The following is a 19,327-nucleotide window of genomic DNA, read 5'->3' as shown; positions in this document are numbered from 1 at the left end:
CTGTGCATTACCCGAAGCGAATGATGTTGTGGCGAGGGAGCTTGCTCCCGCTGGACCTGTAGGAGCTGCCGAAGGCTGCGATCTTTTTCTTACACTTAAATCTCAAGTGAAAAATCAAAAGATCGCAGCCTTCGGCGGCTCCTACAGTACAGCCGAGCGGGAGCAAGCTCCCTCGCCACAACAGCATTCGCATGGCTGAGCGAACGATTACAAATCCACAACACAGGTTTTTTCCTGACCACTGTGTCAAGGCGTAGAATGCGCCGCCTCGCGCTTCTCTTTTTTCGGACGTTTGGCCTGTGAATCCTGTGATCGACTACACCACCCCCCTCTCCCGCCCGGCCCGGGTTCGCCTGGAGCTCAAGACGCTGCTGGCCCTGGCATTGCCGATCATGGTGGCGCAGTTGGCGACCACTGCCATGGGCTTTGTCGACGCGGTGATGGCCGGGCGGGTCGGGCCACGGGACCTGGCGGCGGTGGCCCTGGGCAATTCGATCTGGGTGCCGGTGTTCCTGTTGATGACCGGCACACTGTTGGCCACCACGCCGAAAGTCGCCCAGCGCTTCGGCGCCGGCACGTTCGACGAAATTGGTCCGCTGGTGCGCCAGGCGTTGTGGCTGGCGCTGGTGGTGGGATTGATTGCGACGCTGGCGCTGCTCGGCGCCGAACCGATCCTGCACATCATGAACGTGGACCCCGAACTGATCGGACCTTGCATGGAGTACCTGCAAGGCATCGCCACCGGCCTGCCGGCGGTGGCCCTGTATCACGTGCTTCGCTGCTTCAGCGACGGCCTGGGCCGGACACGTCCGGCGATGGTGCTGGGTTTGTGCGGGCTGGCGTTGAACATTCCGCTCAATTACATCTTCATTTACGGGCATCTGGGCCTGCCCGCCATGGGCGGCGTCGGTTGCGGCTGGGCCACGGCCCTGGTGATGTGGTTCATGGCCCTGGGCATGGCCGGTTGGGCGCGCTGGGCGCCGGCCTACCAGTCGAGCCGGCTATTCAACCGCTTCGACTGGCCACAATGGACCGTCATCAAGCGCCTGCTGGGCATCGGCCTGCCAATTGGCATCGCGGTGTTTGCCGAATCGAGCATTTTTGCGGTGATTGCTCTGCTGATCGGCAGCCTCGGCGCCACCGTGGTGGCCGGGCACCAGATTGCCCTGAACTTCAGCTCCCTGGTGTTCATGATTCCCTATTCGTTGGGCATGGCCGTGACAGTGCGGGTCGGCCAGGCCCTGGGCCGGCGCCAGCCTCGCGAAGCGCGCTTCGCCGCCGGCGTCGGCATGGGTACGGCGCTGGCGTATGCCTGCCTGTCGGCGAGCCTGATGTTCTGGCTGCGCGGGCCCATCGCGGCGATCTATACCGGCGACCCGGTGGTGATCGAAGTGGCGTCGATGCTGATCGTCTATGCCGCGCTGTTTCAGTTTTCCGATGCGATTCAGGTCACAGCGGCAGGCGCATTGCGCGGCTACCAGGACACTCGGGTGACGATGATCCTGACGCTGTTCGCCTACTGGGGCATTGGCCTGCCCGTGGGTTACATCCTGGGCCTGACCGACTGGCTCGGCGCGGCCAGCGGCCCGAGTGGCTTGTGGCAGGGCCTGATCGTGGGTTTGAGCTGCGCGGCGCTGATGCTGTCGATTCGCCTGGCCCGCAGCGCACGCAAGCAGATCCGCATCAGTCGTTCGGCGGGCTAAGCGAGCTTCTTGCGGATCCAGTAGAGGTACGTGCCAGCCTCCTCATGCTGGGCCACCAGTTCGTGATCGAGAAACACGCAAAACTTGGGGATGTCACGGCGGGTCGAAGGGTCGGTGGCGATCACCTTCAGCAATCCGCCGGGGGCCAGGTCGCGGATATGCTGGTGCAGCATCATCACCGGCTCCGGGCAATTGAGGCCCGTGGCATCCAGCGTGCCGTCGACCGGCGTATCGTTTATTTCACTCATGTTCTACTCCTGAAACTGGCGGGTATTGTCGCGCAATGTCGGTGCGCGGTCACCCCTGGCCTGGCACTTTACCTGTGGGAGCGAGCTTGCTCGCGAAGGCGATCTGTCTGCTATTCAAGTGCTGACTGACACATCGCTTTCGCGAGCAAGCCCGCTCCCACAGATAACTTTCATGACCTTTTGATCGCTAGCGGGACTTGGGCTTTTTGGTGTCCAGTCGCCGCAGATGACACGTCACTTCCTCACGGTCATGGTATAGCTGCTTGCAGCCGATCTCGACCTTGATACCCCGGGCCTTGAAGCCGTCGGCGATACGTTCGAGCAGGCGTTTCACTTCGGCGTAACGCTGCTTCATCGGCAGCTTGAGGTTGACCACCGCCTCGCGGCAGTGCCCTTCGCCGATCCACTCTTCCAGCATCGCCGCATTACGCGCCGGCTTCTCGACGATGTCACAGACCATCCAGTCCACCGGCTGCTTGGGTTTGAAGGTAAAGCCGTCCGCCATCAGGTGCTGTACAAGACCGGTGTCCATCAGGCTTTCGGCCATCGGCCCGTTGTCGATGGCCGTCACCAGCATGCCGCGGTTGACCAGTTGCCAGGTCCAGCCGCCCGGCGCGGCGCCGAGGTCCACACCGGTCATGTCGCTGTGCAGGCGCTCGTCCCACTGATCCCGAGGAATAAAGTGGTGCCAGGCCTCTTCCAGCTTGAGGGTGGACCGGCTCGGTGCCTCGCGAGGAAATTTCAGGCGTGGAATGCCCATCGGCCACATGGCCGAATTATCGGGCTGCGCCAGGCCCAGGAACACTTCGCGACCGCTCTTGAAGGTCAACAGCAGGCGCGGCTTGTGCGGGTCATCCACCAGTTTGCCGGCGCCGGTCAGCGCCTTGCGCAGCGGCCCTTCGAATTTTTTGCAGAAGTTCGACAGTTCTTTACCGTCATTGGTGTCCACCACCTCCAGCCACAGGCTGCCGCAGGTCGGGAAATCGACCATGTGGGCCAGGATGACACTGATGCGGTCGGTTTCCGGCAGATCGATGAAGGTGCCGCGCGCCCACTGACGCGGAAAAATCAGCTCGGCGAAACGCTGGCCGCGCATCAGTCGCTCGGCGCCGTCGTCTTCGGTGCAGACAAATTCGGCGCAGGCGCTGGCCGGCTTGGCCTTGGCGTAGCCGGCCACGTTCAGCCGTGCGGCGTGTTCGGCGATCTCGGAACAGACCTCGCCTTCGAAACCTGGTCGGCAGTGCATGAAAAGCGTGTTCATTGAAACTCCGTAGCAAAGCCTGTCACGAAAACCGGCGCATGATAGCGGAGTTCGGAACCCCAAACCTGCTCGTAGAGTCCAGTGATTAGTCATACGTTCAAAACAGGGCTAGGTTAAAGGCTCTGTCCGTCCCGTCAGTCCGTAGCCGTGCGGACTCAAAGGAGTCATTTCAATGCCGTCCCTCGATAGCCTGAAAACCCTTAAAACGCTGCAAGTCGACGCCAGGATTTACCACTATTTCAGCCTGCCGGACGCCGCCCGAAGCCTGGGAGACCTGGACCGGTTGCCCATGTCCCTCAAGGTGCTGCTGGAGAACCTGCTGCGCTGGGAAGATGAAAAAACGGTCACCGGCACCGATCTCAAGGCCCTGGCCGGCTGGCTGAAGGAGCGTCGTTCCGACCGGGAAATTCAATACCGTCCTGCCCGAGTCCTGATGCAAGACTTCACTGGCGTCCCGGCCGTGGTCGATCTGGCCGCCATGCGCGCCGCCATGGAAAAAGCCGGTGGCGATCCGCAGCGGATCAACCCGCTCTCACCCGTGGACCTGGTGATCGACCATTCGGTGATGGTGGACAATTTCGCCAGCAGCCAGGCGTTCGAACAGAACGTCGATATCGAAATGCAGCGCAACGGGGAGCGTTATGCCTTCCTGCGCTGGGGCCAGAGCGCCTTCGACAACTTCAGCGTGGTGCCGCCAGGCACCGGCATCTGCCACCAGGTCAATCTCGAATACCTGGGCCGCACCGTGTGGACAAAAGAGGAAGACGGACGGACCTACGCGTTCCCGGACACCTTGGTGGGCACCGACTCCCACACCACCATGATCAATGGCCTCGGTGTACTGGGCTGGGGCGTCGGTGGGATCGAGGCCGAAGCGGCCATGCTCGGCCAGCCGGTGTCGATGCTGATTCCAGAAGTCATTGGCTTCAAGCTCATCGGCAAGCTGCGCGAAGGCATCACCGCCACCGATCTGGTGCTGACGGTCACGCAGATGCTGCGCAAGAAAGGTGTGGTGGGAAAATTCGTCGAGTTCTATGGCGACGGCCTTGCCGACCTGCCGTTGGCCGACCGCGCCACCATCGCCAACATGGCCCCGGAATACGGCGCCACCTGCGGCTTCTTCCCGGTGGACGACGTGACCCTGGACTACTTGCGCCTGTCCGGACGTCCGGCCGAAACCGTAAAGCTGGTGGAAGCCTATTGCAAGGCCCAGGGCCTGTGGCGGCTGCCCGGCCAGGAACCGGTATTCACCGACACACTGGAACTGGACATGGGTAGCGTCGAGGCCAGTCTCGCCGGGCCAAAGCGTCCTCAAGACCGGGTCTCGCTGCCGAATGTCGGCCAGGCTTTCAGCGACTTCCTGGGCCTTAACGTCAAACCCACCAGCAAAGAAGAAGGCCGCCTGGAAAGCGAAGGTGGTGGTGGGGTCGCGGTAGGCAACGCCGATCAGGTGGGGGAAAGCGAGTACGAATTCGAGGGCCAGACCCATCGCCTGAAAAACGGCGCGGTGGTGATTGCAGCCATTACCTCCTGCACCAACACCTCCAACCCCAGCGTGATGATGGCCGCCGGGCTGCTGGCGAAAAAAGCCGTGGAGAAAGGCCTGACCCGTAAGCCGTGGGTCAAGAGTTCCCTGGCGCCGGGTTCCAAGGTGGTCACCGATTACTACAAGGCCGCCGGGCTGACCGAGTACCTGGACAAACTGGGTTTCGATCTGGTGGGTTACGGTTGCACGACCTGCATCGGCAACTCGGGGCCGTTGCCCGAGCCGATCGAAAAAGCCATCCAGAGCGCCGACCTGACGGTAGCCTCGGTGCTGTCGGGTAATCGTAACTTCGAAGGCCGCGTGCACCCGTTGGTCAAAACCAACTGGCTGGCGTCACCGCCCCTGGTGGTTGCCTATGCCCTGGCCGGCACGGTGCGCATCGACATCAGCAGTGAACCGCTGGGCAACGACCGCGACGGCAACCCGGTGTACCTGCGTGACATCTGGCCCAGCAGCCAGGAAGTCGCCAACGCGGTGGCCCAGGTGAACACGAGCATGTTCCACAAGGAATACGCCGCCGTGTTTGCCGGTGATGAGCAATGGCAGGCTATCGAGGTGCCGCAAGCGGCGACTTACGTCTGGCAATCGGACTCGACCTATATCCAGCACCCGCCGTTCTTCGAGAACATCAGTGGGCCGCCACCGGTCATCAAAAATGTCGAAGGTGCAAAAATCCTGGCTTTGCTCGGCGACTCGGTGACCACCGACCACATCTCCCCGGCCGGCAACATCAAGACCGACAGCCCGGCCGGCCGCTATCTGCGCGAACAGGGCGTAGAGCCCCGGGACTTCAACTCCTACGGTTCAAGGCGCGGTAACCATCAGGTCATGATGCGCGGCACCTTCGCCAATATCCGCATCCGCAACGAAATGCTCGGCGGCGAAGAAGGCGGCAATACGATCTACATCCCCAGTGGCGAGAAAATGCCGATCTACGACGCCGCCATGTCGTATCAGGCCAGCGGCACGCCCCTGGTCGTGATCGCCGGGCAGGAATACGGCACCGGTTCGAGCCGGGACTGGGCAGCCAAGGGCACCAACCTGTTGGGGGTCAAGGCGGTGATCGCCGAGAGCTTCGAGCGCATCCATCGCTCCAACCTGGTGGGCATGGGCGTGCTGCCGTTGCAGTTCAAGCTCGATCAGAATCGCAAGAGTTTGAACCTCACCGGCAAGGAAACCCTGGACATCCTGGGCCTGAGCGACGTCGAACTGACGCCCCGCATGAACCTGCCGCTGGTCATCACCCGCGAAGACGGCCGACAGGAGCGAATCGAGGTGTTGTGCCGGATCGATACCCTTAATGAGGTGGAGTACTTCAAGGCTGGGGGGATCTTGCACTATGTGTTGCGTCAGTTGATTACAGCGTAGATTCGACGAATGTAGCGCGATGATAGATGGGCAGTTTTGACAGCAGCCTCCTTTTAGAAGGTAGCTGCTGTCAATTCTACGAGATTTTAAAGGAAATCAAACTTCCTCAACGTTGCCTCCACCTCTTGCTTCAACCCTTCTTCATCGAGTTCAGAATCATGCCGATCCGGGTCAGGATTGTAACAGTCAGCCAATATAAATAACGTCGATGCACACTCCCCCAACGTCTTTGGGTCTTGAGCCAAAAGACCGGCCTTACCTTCCTCCCGCCAAATAGCCAAATATTCGAGCTCATAATAAGCAGCCGTAATTTCTGAAGACACCAACTGTTTCGCCAGCTCAATCAATCTCATACTCATTACTCACCGCCCCGTACCACCCCATATCTTTGACTTATCGACTAAAACACTCAACCCAAATCAAATTTCCTCAGGAGAGTTCCAACCTCCTTCTTCAAACCAATCGCATCTAACTCAGCCGCATCCCGATCAGAACCGGGATTATAACAATCAGCCAGTATAAAAATACTGGAAGCGCATTCCGAAACATCATCCGGATCATCCTTAAGCTTGTACTGGTCCCGCTCCGCCTTCCAATTCGCCATATAAGCATCGGCGAAAACTTCAGCAGAAACCTTTCCCCCGACAAACCGCTTCGCAAAAGTAATCAATTCAAAACTCATGGTAGCACCCCACTATTAATATAACCCTTGAGCTAGGGGGTATCGGGATCGAGACGCCATCCGGTCACAAACCGCCCATCCTTATCGATTACAACCACATCATTTGTTTTCTGACCAAAGAACACCTTAGAACCAACCTTTCTCAGACACTCCCCCTTTTCGACCGTCTCATGATCCTTCAGGTGCGCTTCAATAGCCTCCCGACCTCCGCCCATATGACAGGGCTGATCCGGGACAAATCCTTCACCTACATCCGACATACCTAAACCCCATTTAAGTAAAAAATATCGACCCTCATCAGGAACATTAAAAAACCGCTACTGCCTTGTATTTTTTAACCTTCCAAACCTATATAAAAACCACACCACAAACAACCCACTGTTACGTCTTGTCCAAATTCACACAACCGCTGAACAGCATCTAAAAATGCATTAAATATCGCGCCACCGAAGAAGGTAGCCCGGAACGAGTTGAAGTGTTGTGTCAGATCACCCCCTTTAATGAAGTGGGATATTTCCAGGCTGAGGGGCCCGGTACGATGCCCCGCAGCAGTTGACCGCAGGAAAAAAGGAAGCGTCTTACAAAAAACACCGCCTTTTATGGGCGGTGTTTTTCTATAGGTCTGCCTATAATCCCGCCCGTCTTGCCAGCTCAACCGCTTCCAATCTCCAAGGATGTGCTATGCCTGCCCTGCCCTGGCCATACCTGGCCTTTCTTTCCATCGGCTATGCCCTCGCCCTGGCCTTCGGCCAACTGGCCTGGACTGCTGCGATTTCGGTCGCGTTGTTGCTGTTCGCCGGATATGCGGTGCGCCAGCAGCAGACGCCGGTTGGCCAGTTTCTCGGCCATGGTCTGTTTGTGGTGATGGCCCTGGCGCTGGCCTTGCACTGGATGCCTGGCTTCTTCAACGGTCGGGCGATCCCGCCGCAACGCTTCACCGATGATGCAGTGCCATTTGCCATGTACCTGAATCAGGACAAGCCGCTGATCGGCTTCTGGTTACTGCTGGCGTGTCCCTGGATCGTCGGCAGGCGCACGCTTCGCCTGTCGGTACAGGCCACGGCCCTGGGCCTGACCCTCAGCGCCGTGCTGGCGCTGGGCGGGGCGATGCTGCTGGGAATGATCCATTGGGCACCGAAGTGGCCGGAGCCGGCCTGGATATGGGTACTCAATAATCTTTTATTGGTGACGCTGGTGGAGGAAGCGCTGTTTCGTGGCTACATTCAGGGAGGCCTGAGCCGGCGCTTCAAGCATCTGAGCTATGGCGACAACTTGGCGCTGCTCCTGGCCTCGCTGCTGTTCGGCCTGGTGCATGCCGGGGCGGGATGGCAATGGGTGCTGCTGTCGGGCATGGCGGGGGTCGGTTACGGCCTGGCTTATCGCTTTGGTGGGCTGGGGGCGGCGATTGCCGCCCACTTTGGCCTCAATCTGCTTCATTTCGCCCTATTTACCTACCCGATGCTGGCGTGATACCGACCGGAAAAATAACTTCAATAAAAACCTGACGGCGCCGACAACCTTTCAAAGCCTTGCGGATCTACACACACCATGCGTAACAACCAGCCCGTCACACAACGCGAAAGGACCTTCCCGGCCCAACAACGACTGATTTCCACCACCGATGCCAAAGGTGTAATCACCTATTGCAACGACGCATTCGTTGAAATCAGCGGGTTTTCCAAAGAGGAACTGATCCGCGCGCCCCACAACCTGGTACGCCATCCGGATGTGCCGTCGGCCGTGTTCGCCCATATGTGGGACACGCTGAAACAAGGCTTGCCATGGATGGGCATCGTCAAGAATCGCTGCAAGAGCGGCGACCACTACTGGGTCAACGCCTACGTCACTCCCGTGTTCGAAGGCAACCAGGTGATCGGCTACGAGTCGGTGCGGGTCAAGCCCAGTGCCGAGCAGATCACTCGGGCCGAAGCGCTCTATCAACGTATCAACCAGGGTAAGCCGGCGATCCCGCCCAGCGACAAATGGTTACCGATCCTGCAGGACTGGCTGCCGTTTATCCTGGTCAGCCAGTTGAGCTTCGTCGTTGGTGCGTTTCTCAATTCCTCCTGGGGCTTTGCCCTGGCTGCCGCACTCTCGGTGCCGCTGGGCCTGATGGGCTTGCAATGGCAGCAGCGCGGGATCAAGCGCCTGCTGCGCCTGGCCGAGCAAACCACCTCCGACCCGTTGATCGCCCGGATGTACACCGACAGCCGTGGCGTCCAGGCGCGCCTGGAGATGTCGATCCTCAGCCAGGAAGCTCGCCTGAAAACCTGCCTGACCCGATTGCAGGACACTGCCGAACACCTCAACGAGCAGGCGCGGCAGTCGAACTCGCTGGCCCATAACAGCTCCAGTGGGCTGGAACGCCAGCGAGTGGAGACCGAACAGGTGGCCACCGCCGTCAACGAGATGGCCGCGACGACCCAGGAAGTCGCCAGCCACGTGCAACGCACCGCCGACGCCACCCAGGAAGCCAATCGCCTGACCAGTCGTGGACGCGACATCGCCGGGGAAACCCGTGAAGCCATCGAGCGTTTGTCGGTGGTGGTGGGCGAGACCGGGCAGACCGTGACCCAGCTGGCCAAGGACAGCGACGAGATCGGTGGCGTGGTGGACGTGATCAAAGGCATTGCCGACCAGACCAACCTGCTGGCCCTCAACGCCGCCATCGAAGCGGCACGTGCCGGGGAAATGGGTCGCGGCTTTGCCGTGGTGGCGGACGAAGTGCGCCAACTGGCGCAACGTACCAGTGAGTCCACCGGGCAGATCCACGCCCTGATCGCCAAACTCCAGCAAACTGCCACCAATGCCGTGCAGACCATGGATGCCGGCCACCGCCAGGCCGAAGAAGGCGTGGCGCGGGTCATGGAAGCGGACGCGGCGCTGGTGGGCATCAGTGAGGCGGTGGCCAACATCACCGACATGACCACGCAGATCGCTGCCGCTACCGAGGAACAAAGCGCGGTGGCCGAGGAGATCAGCCGCAACATCAGCAACATCTCGGAACTGGCCGACCAGACCTCGGGCCAGGCCCACAGCTCGGCGCTGCTCAGCGAAGAACTGACCCGTACGGCCAATACGCAGTATTCGTTGGTGGAGCGGTTTAACCGCTGACAGAGGCCTGTTCAATAAAAAACCGGGGAGGTGATACTCCCCGGTTTTTTTATTGCCAATTCAAAAGTGGTGTCGCGTTATGAACCGTCTTCGCGAGCAAGCCCGCTCCCACCTTTTTGAAATGCGTTCGCATGAACAACTGCAATCCCCCTGTGGGAGCGGGCTTGCTCGCGAAGAGGCCAGGACAGGCGCAATCAATCCAGAAGAAGAAACGCCGCCACCCTGCCCGCCGCCGCCTCCAAATGCTGCTCATGGCTAAACCCCGAGGCCTTGAGCGGTTTCAGATCATGATCCCCCGCCTCCAGCCACATCACCTCGATACTCGGTGACAGCACGTAACCCTGCACTGCCTCGCGGTTACCCAACGCATCACGCTCGCCCTGGACGATCAGGGTCGGGGTCTTCAATTCTGCCAAGTGCTCGACCCGCGGCTTCTGCGGTTTGCCCACCGCGTAGAAGGGATACCCCAGGCACACCAGGGCATCAGCTTCCAGCTCATCGGCCAGCAGGCTCGCCATGCGCCCGCCCATGGACTTGCCGCCAATGGCCAGCCGCCCAGCGACATAAGGCCGCACCGTGGCGTACACCTCGCGCCAGCACTCCAGCAACCTGGGAGTCGGGTTCGGCGGACGTTTACCGCCGTCCAGGCGTCGTTGAGCCATGTAGGGAAACTCGAAGCGCAACACGTTGATGCCATGCCCGGCAAGGCGCGCGGCCATTTCGTTCATGAACCCGCTGTCCATCGGCGCTCCGGCGCCATGGGCGAGGATCAGGGTCGGTGGCTCGGCGCTGACACCCGTTTGCGCCGCTGTCCATAGCCAGCCGTGTTCGGCCACACATCGCGCCCATTGATCTCTATCAATACTGGCCTTGTGCTGTTTGTCCATGCTTGCCTCGCTTTTAGTCTGCCTATAACTCCAGGCGAAGAACGCCGCACTGCCTTGCGCAGGCGCTCACTTCGGCTGAACCGTGGATGGGGAACCATGAACACATCTATCAGTACCGCCTACAACTACAAGGTGGTCCGCCAATTCGCCATTATGACGGTGGTGTGGGGCATCGTCGGCATGGGGCTCGGGGTTTTTCTCGCGGCCCAATTGGTCTGGCCACAGCTCAACTTCGATTTGCCGTGGACCAGCTTCGGCCGCCTGCGCCCGTTGCATACCAACGCGGTGATCTTCGCCTTCGGCGGCTGCGCCCTGTTCGCCAGTTCGTTCTATTCGGTGCAACGCACCTGCCAGACTCAATTGTTCGCCCCGAAACTGGCCGCGTTCTGCTTCTGGGGCTGGCAGTTGGTGATTCTACTGGCGGCCATCAGCCTGCCGCTGGGCTACACCAGCTCCAAGGAATACGCCGAACTGGAATGGCCGATCGACATTCTGATCACCATCGTCTGGGTCGCCTACGCCATCGTGTTCTTCGGCACCGTGGCCAAGCGCAACACCAAACACATCTATGTCGGTAACTGGTTCTTCGGCGGGTTCATCCTGACCGTGGCGATCCTGCACATCGTCAACAACCTGGAACTGCCGGTGAGCTTCACCAAATCCTACTCGGTGTATGCCGGGGCCACCGATGCGATGGTGCAATGGTGGTACGGCCACAACGCCGTGGGCTTCTTCCTCACCGCAGGCTTCCTGGGGATGATGTATTACTTCGTGCCCAAGCAGGCCGAGCGTCCGGTGTATTCCTATCGCTTGTCCATCGTGCACTTCTGGGCGCTGATCACCCTGTACATCTGGGCCGGCCCGCACCACCTGCACTACACCGCGCTGCCGGACTGGGCGCAGTCGCTGGGCATGGTGATGTCGCTGATCCTGCTGGCGCCGAGCTGGGGCGGCATGATCAACGGCATGATGACCCTCTCGGGTGCCTGGCATAAATTGCGCAGCGACCCGATCCTGCGGTTCCTGGTGGTATCCCTGGCGTTCTACGGCATGTCGACCTTCGAAGGCCCGATGATGGCCATCAAGACCGTCAACGCCCTCTCCCACTACACCGACTGGACCATCGGCCACGTTCACGCCGGCGCCTTGGGCTGGGTGGCGATGATTTCCATCGGCGCGCTGTATCACATGATCCCGAAAGTCTTCGGCCGCCCCCAAATGCACAGCATCGGCCTGATCAACGCGCACTTCTGGCTCGCGACCATCGGCACCGTGCTGTACATCGCCTCCATGTGGGTCAACGGCATCGCCCAGGGCCTGATGTGGCGTGCGGTGAACGAGGACGGCACCTTGACCTACTCCTTCGTCGAAACCCTGGTGGCCAGCCACCCCGGCTTCGTCGTGCGGTTGGCGGGCGGGGCAATCTTCCTCTTCGGCATGTTGCTGATGGCCTACAACACCTGGCGCACCGTGCGGGCCTACCAGCCTGACGAAGCCGCCGCTGCCGCGCAGATGGCTTGAGGAGTCCGCCATGAAACACGAAACAATCGAAAAAAACGTCGGCCTGCTGATGCTGCTGATGGTCCTGGCCGTGAGTATTGGCGGCCTGACCCAGATCGTGCCGCTGTTCTTCCAGGACGTGACCAACAAACCGGTGGACGGCATGAAGCCCTACACCGCGCTGCAACTGGAAGGCCGTGACATCTATATCCGCGAAGGCTGCGTCGGCTGCCATTCGCAGATGATCCGTCCGTTCCGCGCCGAGACCGAGCGCTACGGCCACTACTCGGTCGCCGGTGAAAGCGTTTGGGACCACCCGTTCCTGTGGGGCTCCAAGCGCACCGGGCCGGACCTGGCCCGGGTCGGCGCGCGCTACTCCGATGACTGGCATCGCGCCCACCTGTACAACCCGCGCAACGTGGTGCCCGAGTCGAAGATGCCGGCCTATCCATGGCTGGTAACTCAGGCGGTTGACAGCAGCCACACCGAAACCAAGCTGCGCACCATGCGCACCCTGGGTGTGCCGTACACCGATGACGACATCAGCGCCAGCGTGGCCTCCCTCAACGGCAAGACCGAAATGGACGCCCTGGTGGCCTACCTGCAAGTGCTCGGCACTGCCATCAAGAGCAAGAGGTGAGCCTATGTTCCTTGAAATGAGCACTGGAATGATCCGCGGCCTGGGCACGGTCGTGGTGTTCGTGGCCTTCATCGGCCTGACCCTGTGGGTGTTCAGCAGCAAGCGCAGCCCGGAATTTGCCGAAGCACGCCTGCTGCCGTTCGCCGACGAGCCGCCCGCCGACATCGCCAACCCCCAAGACCCCGCAACAAGGAGCACCCGGCCATGACCACCTTCTGGAGTACGTGGATCAGCGTACTGACCATCGGCAGCCTGATCGGTCTGACCTGGCTGCTGATCGGCACCCGCAAGGGCGAGACCAAGGGCAGCGTCGACCAGACCATGGGCCACAGCTTCGACGGCATCGAGGAGTACGACAACCCGTTGCCGCAGTGGTGGTTCCTGTTGTTCGCCGGCACCCTGGTGTTTTCCGTCGGCTACCTGGTGCTCTACCCGGGCCTGGGCAACTGGAAAGGCATCTTGCCCGGCTACGAAAATGGCTGGACCGGCGCCCATGAATGGGAAAAGGAAATGGCCAGGGCCGACGCCAAATTCGGGCCGATCTTCGCCAAGTTCGCCGCCATGCCGGTGGAAGAAGTTGCCAAGGACCCGCAGGCATTGAAGATGGGTGGCCGCTTGTTCGCCTCCAACTGCTCGGTCTGCCACGGCTCGGACGCCAAGGGTGCCTTCGGCTTCCCGAACCTGGCCGACAGCCACTGGCGCTGGGGCGGCAGTGCCGAAACCATCAAGGCCACCATCATGGGCGGTCGCATGGCCGCGATGCCGGCCTGGGGAGAAGTGCTGGGCGAAGCCGGCGTCAAGAACGTGGCCGCGTATGTGCGCCATGATCTGGCGGGCCTGCCGCTGCCGGCAGACAGCGGCGCCGACCTGCAAGCAGGCCAGCAGGCGTTCAACACCACCTGCGTCGCCTGCCACGGTGCCAACGGTAAAGGCACCGAAGCCATGGGCGCGCCAGACCTGACCTTGCCGGCAGGCTTCATCTACGGCACCAGCCTGGCGCAACTGCAACAGACCATCCGTCATGGCCGCCAGGGCCATATGCCGGCGCAGAATGAGCTGCTCGGCAATGACAAGGTGCAACTGCTTGCGGCTTACGTCTACAGCCTGTCCCACGCGGCGGGCACCGAGCGCCTGCAAGCTGAACGCAAAAGCGAATAAATCCTGACCACACGAACAGCCGCATCCATCTGGATGCGGCGGTTCCGTGCCCCTGCGCGACTCATTGTCGCACCCCTTCTCTTCGCGCCTTTCGGTTACCTGCAATCGGGTCTAAGCTTGCCCGAGCATGCACTGGCGATTGCCGGTTTCAGGTCGATCCGAGCCGATGTGTCCCACAAACCGTTCGATAAAAAGGCCGCAAAGGCCGGTAGATACCGGCTATTGCGCCCAGGGCCTCCCATGACCCGAACGCCGTGTTGGAACACACCCCGTTACAACCGACCCGACCCCCTCGCCTCTTTCCTTCGCCGCGACAATTTGCCGGGGCCCGATTTTGTCCCTACGTCACGCATGGAAAGGCCGCAGAATCTGCTTTGGAAAGCATTGACCCAGGTCATGGCGCGTTGCAATGACCCCCCGCTTTCTCCATACTTGCGACCGATTTTTATCCTAATAAAACACCCAAACCGTGGAACCTTAGAATGAGCACAGCAATCAGTCCGACTGCTTATAACTATAAGGTAGTCCGCCAGTTCGCCATCATGACGGTGGTCTGGGGGATCCTTGGCATGGGGCTCGGTGTATTCATCGCCTCGCAACTGGTCTGGCCGGAGTTGAACTTCGATCTGCCATGGACGACGTTTGGACGCCTGCGCCCGCTGCACACCAACCTGGTGATCTTCGCCTTCGGTGGTTGTGCGTTGTTTGCCACTTCCTATTACGTCGTGCAGCGAACCTGCCAAACGCGACTGATTTCCGACAGCCTCGCCGCCTTCACCTTCTGGGGTTGGCAAGCGGTGATCGTCGGTGCGATCGTGACCTTGCCGATGGGTTTCACCACCACCAAGGAATACGCAGAGCTGGAATGGCCCCTGGCTATTCTGCTGGCCATCGTCTGGGTGACCTACGGTCTGGTGTTCTTCGGCACTATCGTCAAGCGCAAGACCAAGCACATCTATGTCGGTAACTGGTTCTACGGTGCCTTCATCGTCGTGACCGCCATGCTGCACATCGTCAACCACGCGTCCCTGCCGGTCAGCTTCTTCAAGTCTTACTCGGCCTACTCGGGCGCCACCGACGCGATGATCCAGTGGTGGTACGGCCACAACGCCGTGGGCTTCTTCCTGACCACCGGCTTCCTGGGGATGATGTATTACTTCGTGCCAAAACAGGCCGAGCGTCCGATCTATTCCTATCGCCTGTCCATCGTCCACTTCTGGGCGCTGATCACCCTGTACATCTGGGCCGGCCCGCACCACCTGCACTACACCGCGCTGCCGGACTGGGCACAGTCCCTGGGCATGGCGATGTCGATCATCCTGCTGGCTCCGAGCTGGGGCGGCATGATCAACGGCATGATGACCCTCTCGGGCGCCTGGCATAAGCTGCGCACCGACCCGATCCTGCGGTTCCTGGTGGTTTCCCTGGCGTTCTACGGCATGTCGACCTTCGAAGGCCCGATGATGGCCATCAAGACCGTCAACTCCCTGAGCCACTACACCGACTGGACCATCGGCCACGTACACGCTGGTGCGTTGGGCTGGGTTGCGATGATTTCCATCGGCGCGATCTACCACATGATCCCTAAACTGTTCGGTCGTGCGCAGATGCACAGCACCGGCCTGATCAACACTCACTTCTGGCTCGCCACCATTGGCACCGTGCTCTACATCGCCTCGATGTGGGTCAACGGCATCACCCAGGGCCTGATGTGGCGTGCAATCAACGACGACGGCACCCTGACCTACTCGTTCGTCGAAGCACTGCAAGCCAGCCACCCCGGTTTCATCGTCCGTGCCCTGGGCGGCGCGTTCTTCGCCAGCGGCATGCTGTTCATGGCCTACAACGTGTATCGCACCGTTCGTGCCTCTGACCCGGCCGAAGCTGAAGCCGCCGCCAAGATCGCCGTAGTTGGAGCTCACTGATGAAGCACGAAACAGTAGAGAAGAATATCGGCCTGCTGGCCTTCTTCATGGTCATCGCCGTCAGCATCGGCGGCCTGACCCAGATCGTTCCGCTGTTTTTCCAGGACGTGACCAACAAGCCGGTCGAAGGCATGAAGCCGCGCACCGCTCTTGAACTGGAAGGTCGCGACGTCTACATCGCCAACGGCTGTGTCGGCTGCCACTCGCAGATGATCCGTCCGTTTCGCGCCGAAACCGAACGCTACGGCCACTACTCGGTCGCCGGTGAAAGCGTCTGGGACCACCCATTCCTGTGGGGTTCCAAGCGTACCGGCCCGGACCTGGCCCGTGTTGGCGGCCGCTACTCCGACGATTGGCAGCGTGCGCACCTGTACAACCCGCGCAACGTAGTGCCTGAATCGAAAATGCCGGCTTACCCGTTCCTCGTAGAAAACAAGCTCGACGGCAAAGACACCGCCAAGAAAATGGAAGTCTTGCGGACCCTGGGCGTGCCTTACACCGATGAAGACATCGCCGGTGCCAAGGATGCCGTGAAGGGCAAGACTGAAATGGACGCGCTGGTGGCCTATCTGCAAGGCCTGGGCACCATCATCAAAAGCAAACGGTGATTTAGATGGATATCGGGATGATTCGTGGCCTGGGCACCGTCGTCGTGATGGTGGCCTTTATCGGTCTGGCGTTGTGGGTGTTCAGCCCCAAGCGCAAGTCGGAGTTTGACGACGCGACCTTGCTGCCGTTCGCGGATGATCCCGAAGCCATCAAGCACGTCGAGCAAGCTTCTAGGAGTAACAAAGAATGACTACGTTCTGGAGTCTGTACGTCACAGTCCTCAGTCTGGGTACGATCTTCGCCCTGACCTGGCTGCTGCTGTCGACCCGTAAGGGCCAGCGCGCCGAACAAACGGACGAGACTGTTGGTCACTCGTTCGATGGCATCGAAGAGTACGACAACCCACTGCCTAAATGGTGGTTCATGTTGTTCGTGGGCACCATTATCTTCGCCTTGGGTTATCTGGTGCTCTACCCGGGCCTGGGCAACTGGAAAGGCCTGCTGCCAGGGTATAACTACCTGGACACCGAAAAGCAGACCCCTTTCGCCAACGGCCAGACCGGCTGGACCGGCGTTCACGAGTGGGAAAAGGAAATGGCTCGTTCGGACGCCAAGTTCGGCCCGATCTTCGCCAAGTTCGCTTCCATGCCGATTGAAGAAGTCGCCAAGGACCCGCAAGCCCTGAAGATGGGTGGCCGCCTGTTCGCCTCCAACTGCTCGGTCTGCCACGGTTCCGACGCCAAGGGTGCCTATGGCTTCCCGAACCTGACCGACGCCGACTGGCGCTGGGGTGGTGAGCCGGAAACCATCAAGACCACCATCATGGGCGGTCGTCATGCGGTGATGCCGGGCTGGGCTGCCGTGGTTGGCGAGCAAGGTGTTGCCGACGTCTCTGCCTACGTGGTGACCAGTCTGCACGGCCGTAAACTGCCGGAAGGCGCCAAGGCCGATCCGGCCAACGGCCAGAAGCTGTTCGCAGCCAACTGCGTGGCCTGCCACGGCCCAGCCGGCAAGGGCACGCCTGCGATGGGCGCACCTGACCTGACCCACCCGGCAGGTTTCATCTACGGTTCGAGTTTCGCTCAGTTGCAGCAGACCATCCGTTACGGTCGCCAGGGCCAGATGCCTGCCCAGGCCGATCTGCAGGGTAACGACAAGGTCCACCTGCTTGCCGCCTACGTCTACAGCTTGTCTCACGGTGAAAAGGCTCCTGCGGCTGACGCCCAGTAAAGCCCACGCCTGATGTACCAAAGGCCCCGTCAACCAACGTTGACGGGGCCTTTTGTTTGCCGGTGCGTTAGGACGAAATTGTTCTATCTTGCCCACAATCAGCAGCGGTAGTAACGTGCCTACATTCAGTTCTATTGAGGACGCCGCCATGTCCATCACCACTGTTTCCAGCCGCGAATTCAACCACGACACAAGTGGTGCCAAAAAAGCCACCCGCCAGGGGCCGGTCATCATCACCGACCGTGGCAAGCCGGCCCATGTGCTGCTAAGCATTGAGGAGTACCAGAAACTGACCGGCATCGGCACCAGCATTGTCGAGTTGCTGGTCATGCCCGACACGCCAGATATTGATTTCGATACCGAACGTGCCGTCATCTCTCCTCGACCGGTGGACCTGTCCTGATGTACCTGCTCGACACCAGCGTCATCTCGGAACTGCGCAAGCCTCATGCCGATAAAAACGTACAGGCCTGGGCGCGTAGCGTGCCCGCCCCCAGCCTTTACGTCTCGGCGATTACCGTATTGGAATTGGAAACCGGCGTGTTGCGCTTCGAACGCGAAGACCCGGGGCAAGGCAGCCACCTGCGCGCATGGCTGGATAACCACGTCATGCCCGCATTCGCCGGAAGAATCCTGTCGGTCGACCGCGCCGTGGCGCTGCGCTGCGCTCGCCTGCACGTACCGGATCGCAGCAATGAATGCGATGCACTGATTGCCGCCACCGCACTGGTCCATGGCCTGACCGTGGTCACCCGCAATGTGACTGATTTCCAAAGCAGCGGCGTGGCCTTGCTCAATCCATGGTCAAGCTAATATAACGTCGCGACGGACCATCAATTACCGCCAAGGAGATAGGCGCAATGGACATCGAAACACTTCAGCGCGCAACGATGAGCCCCCGGCATGTCTGACGCGCTCTGGGCCGCTCGCCTGGGCGATGCACTGAACCACACCTCGATGATGGCCGACATTCTCGGCGGCGTACTGGAAGTGGCGGCGAACATCGCCATCACCGCCCTGGCGACCGCTGCCGTGGTGGCCGCCACCGGCATCACCGTCGCCACGGGTGGCTTGGGTTGCTTCCTGCTCGGCGCGGTGGTGGGCGCGGTCGTGGGCCTTGCCATGAGCAAGACCGGGGCCGACGAAGGCCTGAGCAATATCTGCGAAGGCATTGGCAACGCGCTCTTCCCGCCCACGGTGCAGGCCAACATCCTCACCGGCTCCAAGGACACCTTTACCAACAACATCCCCTCGGCCCGCGCCGCCGGGGCGGTTGTTTCCCAGGTCGCGCCGGCCGGCACCGAATTGGACATGTCCGAGCCGGAAGAAGAAGCCGAGCCCAGCTACCTGGACATGGCCGGCAACTTCTTCTCGCAGATGTGGCGCCCCACCGTCGCCACACCCGCCCCCGGCACAGAGACCCGACCGGAAGACCTGGTGATCTGCACCAAGCACCCACCGATGCCGCCGCAGTTCATGGCCGAAGGCTCGGACAAAGTCACCATCAACGGCCAGC

At 60.7% G+C, this 19,327-nt stretch carries 19 protein-coding genes and 1 pseudogene; 15 read left to right on the top strand and 5 right to left on the bottom strand.

Translation table 11 applies throughout. The features are described 5' to 3' along the window. The first annotated feature begins 299 nt into the window (after nt 1–299). Nucleotides 300–1,703, top strand: coding sequence for an MATE family efflux transporter (locus BMY45_RS25935; protein ID WP_092403093.1), 1,404 nt, complete (start codon nt 300–302; stop codon nt 1,701–1,703). On the opposite strand, the gene tusA is transcribed toward BMY45_RS25935, so the two are convergent. Both tusA and rlmM read right to left on the bottom strand, forming a co-directional pair. After that, the gene (gene tusA, locus BMY45_RS25930; RefSeq protein WP_092403091.1) at nt 1,700–1,951 is read right to left on the bottom strand and encodes a sulfurtransferase TusA; all 252 of its coding nucleotides are present in this window, start codon (nt 1,949–1,951) and stop codon (nt 1,700–1,702) included. The genes BMY45_RS25935 and tusA overlap by 4 nt on opposite strands. Before the next feature lie 187 nt (nt 1,952–2,138). Next, nucleotides 2,139–3,212, bottom strand: a complete 1,074-nt coding sequence (rlmM, locus tag BMY45_RS25925; RefSeq protein WP_092403089.1) for a 23S rRNA (cytidine(2498)-2'-O)-methyltransferase RlmM — start codon at nt 3,210–3,212, stop codon at nt 2,139–2,141. A 172-nt stretch (nt 3,213–3,384) separates the two neighbouring features. Here rlmM and acnA point away from each other — a divergent pair, with 172 nt between their 5' ends. Further along, the gene (acnA, locus tag BMY45_RS25920) at nt 3,385–6,126 is read left to right on the top strand and encodes an aconitate hydratase AcnA (RefSeq protein WP_092403087.1); all 2,742 of its coding nucleotides are present in this window, start codon (nt 3,385–3,387) and stop codon (nt 6,124–6,126) included. A gap of 86 nt (nt 6,127–6,212) precedes the next feature. Here acnA and BMY45_RS25915 read toward each other — a convergent pair whose 3' ends face one another. Together BMY45_RS25915 and BMY45_RS25910 are read right to left on the bottom strand one after the other, a co-directional pair. After that, entirely contained in the window at nt 6,213–6,485 is a 273-nt protein-coding gene (locus BMY45_RS25915; RefSeq protein ID WP_092403085.1) for a colicin immunity domain-containing protein, read from the bottom strand. A gap of 50 nt (nt 6,486–6,535) precedes the next feature. Then, complete coding sequence (locus BMY45_RS25910; RefSeq protein WP_092403083.1) at nt 6,536–6,808, bottom strand: colicin immunity domain-containing protein; 273 nt, start codon at nt 6,806–6,808, stop codon at nt 6,536–6,538. Nucleotides 6,809–7,489: 681 nt separating this feature from the next. Here BMY45_RS25910 and BMY45_RS25900 point away from each other — a divergent pair. Together BMY45_RS25900 and BMY45_RS25895 are read left to right on the top strand one after the other, a co-directional pair. Further along, a complete protein-coding gene (locus BMY45_RS25900; protein WP_092403079.1) occupies nt 7,490–8,278 on the top strand; it encodes a CPBP family intramembrane glutamic endopeptidase in 789 nt (262 codons plus the stop codon). A 78-nt stretch (nt 8,279–8,356) separates the two neighbouring features. Beyond that, entirely contained in the window at nt 8,357–9,922 is a 1,566-nt protein-coding gene (locus tag BMY45_RS25895) for a methyl-accepting chemotaxis protein (protein WP_092403077.1), read from the top strand. Nucleotides 9,923–10,116: 194 nt separating this feature from the next. Here the strand turns inward: BMY45_RS25895 and BMY45_RS25890 are convergent, their stop codons facing one another. Then, nucleotides 10,117–10,809 (bottom strand): alpha/beta family hydrolase, encoded by a 693-nt coding sequence (locus tag BMY45_RS25890; protein WP_092403075.1) that lies wholly within the window; start codon nt 10,807–10,809, stop codon nt 10,117–10,119. A 96-nt stretch (nt 10,810–10,905) separates the two neighbouring features. Here BMY45_RS25890 and ccoN (BMY45_RS25885) point away from each other — a divergent pair, with 96 nt between their 5' ends. From ccoN (BMY45_RS25885) to BMY45_RS25835, 11 genes and pseudogenes are all read left to right on the top strand, one after another. Then, nucleotides 10,906–12,330 carry a cytochrome-c oxidase, cbb3-type subunit I gene (gene ccoN, locus BMY45_RS25885; protein WP_092403073.1) on the top strand — a complete coding sequence of 475 codons (1,425 nt, stop codon included), beginning with the start codon at nt 10,906–10,908 and terminating at the stop codon, nt 12,328–12,330. Nucleotides 12,331–12,340: 10 nt separating this feature from the next. Continuing rightward, complete coding sequence (ccoO, locus tag BMY45_RS25880; protein ID WP_092403071.1) at nt 12,341–12,949, top strand: cytochrome-c oxidase, cbb3-type subunit II; 609 nt, start codon at nt 12,341–12,343, stop codon at nt 12,947–12,949. Nucleotides 12,950–12,953: 4 nt separating this feature from the next. After that, on the top strand, nt 12,954–13,157 hold the full coding sequence (locus tag BMY45_RS25875; protein WP_092403069.1) for a cbb3-type cytochrome oxidase subunit 3: 204 nt from the start codon (nt 12,954–12,956) through the stop codon (nt 13,155–13,157). Further along, on the top strand, nt 13,154–14,107 hold the full coding sequence (gene ccoP / locus BMY45_RS25870) for a cytochrome-c oxidase, cbb3-type subunit III (RefSeq protein ID WP_092403067.1): 954 nt from the start codon (nt 13,154–13,156) through the stop codon (nt 14,105–14,107). Before BMY45_RS25875 ends, ccoP (BMY45_RS25870) begins: the two co-directional genes overlap by 4 nt. Nucleotides 14,108–14,589: 482 nt before the next feature. Next, complete coding sequence (ccoN, locus tag BMY45_RS25865; RefSeq protein WP_047227187.1) at nt 14,590–16,032, top strand: cytochrome-c oxidase, cbb3-type subunit I; 1,443 nt, start codon at nt 14,590–14,592, stop codon at nt 16,030–16,032. Beyond that, a complete protein-coding gene (gene ccoO / locus BMY45_RS25860; RefSeq protein ID WP_014339380.1) occupies nt 16,032–16,640 on the top strand; it encodes a cytochrome-c oxidase, cbb3-type subunit II in 609 nt (202 codons plus the stop codon). The genes ccoN (BMY45_RS25865) and ccoO (BMY45_RS25860) overlap by 1 nt, the downstream gene beginning before the upstream one ends. A 5-nt stretch (nt 16,641–16,645) precedes the next feature. Continuing rightward, entirely contained in the window at nt 16,646–16,831 is a 186-nt protein-coding gene (locus BMY45_RS25855) for a CcoQ/FixQ family Cbb3-type cytochrome c oxidase assembly chaperone (RefSeq protein ID WP_003183474.1), read from the top strand. After that, the gene (gene ccoP, locus BMY45_RS25850; RefSeq protein ID WP_092403065.1) at nt 16,828–17,811 is read left to right on the top strand and encodes a cytochrome-c oxidase, cbb3-type subunit III; all 984 of its coding nucleotides are present in this window, start codon (nt 16,828–16,830) and stop codon (nt 17,809–17,811) included. Before BMY45_RS25855 ends, ccoP (BMY45_RS25850) begins: the two co-directional genes overlap by 4 nt. Before the next feature lie 148 nt (nt 17,812–17,959). Beyond that, the gene (locus BMY45_RS25845) at nt 17,960–18,214 is read left to right on the top strand and encodes a type II toxin-antitoxin system Phd/YefM family antitoxin (protein ID WP_092403063.1); all 255 of its coding nucleotides are present in this window, start codon (nt 17,960–17,962) and stop codon (nt 18,212–18,214) included. Further along, nucleotides 18,214–18,624: a type II toxin-antitoxin system VapC family toxin gene (locus tag BMY45_RS25840; RefSeq protein ID WP_092403061.1), complete on the top strand. Its 411-nt coding sequence runs from the start codon at nt 18,214–18,216 to the stop codon at nt 18,622–18,624. The genes BMY45_RS25845 and BMY45_RS25840 overlap by 1 nt, the downstream gene beginning before the upstream one ends. A gap of 90 nt (nt 18,625–18,714) precedes the next feature. After that, nucleotides 18,715–19,327: pseudogene (locus BMY45_RS25835) on the top strand (type IV secretion protein Rhs); the annotation flags it as partial.

This window comes from Pseudomonas sp. NFACC39-1, assembly GCF_900110355.1.
GTDB lineage: Bacteria > Pseudomonadota > Gammaproteobacteria > Pseudomonadales > Pseudomonadaceae > Aquipseudomonas > Aquipseudomonas tehranensis.
This window is presented reverse-complemented; position numbering and strand designations above follow the sequence as displayed.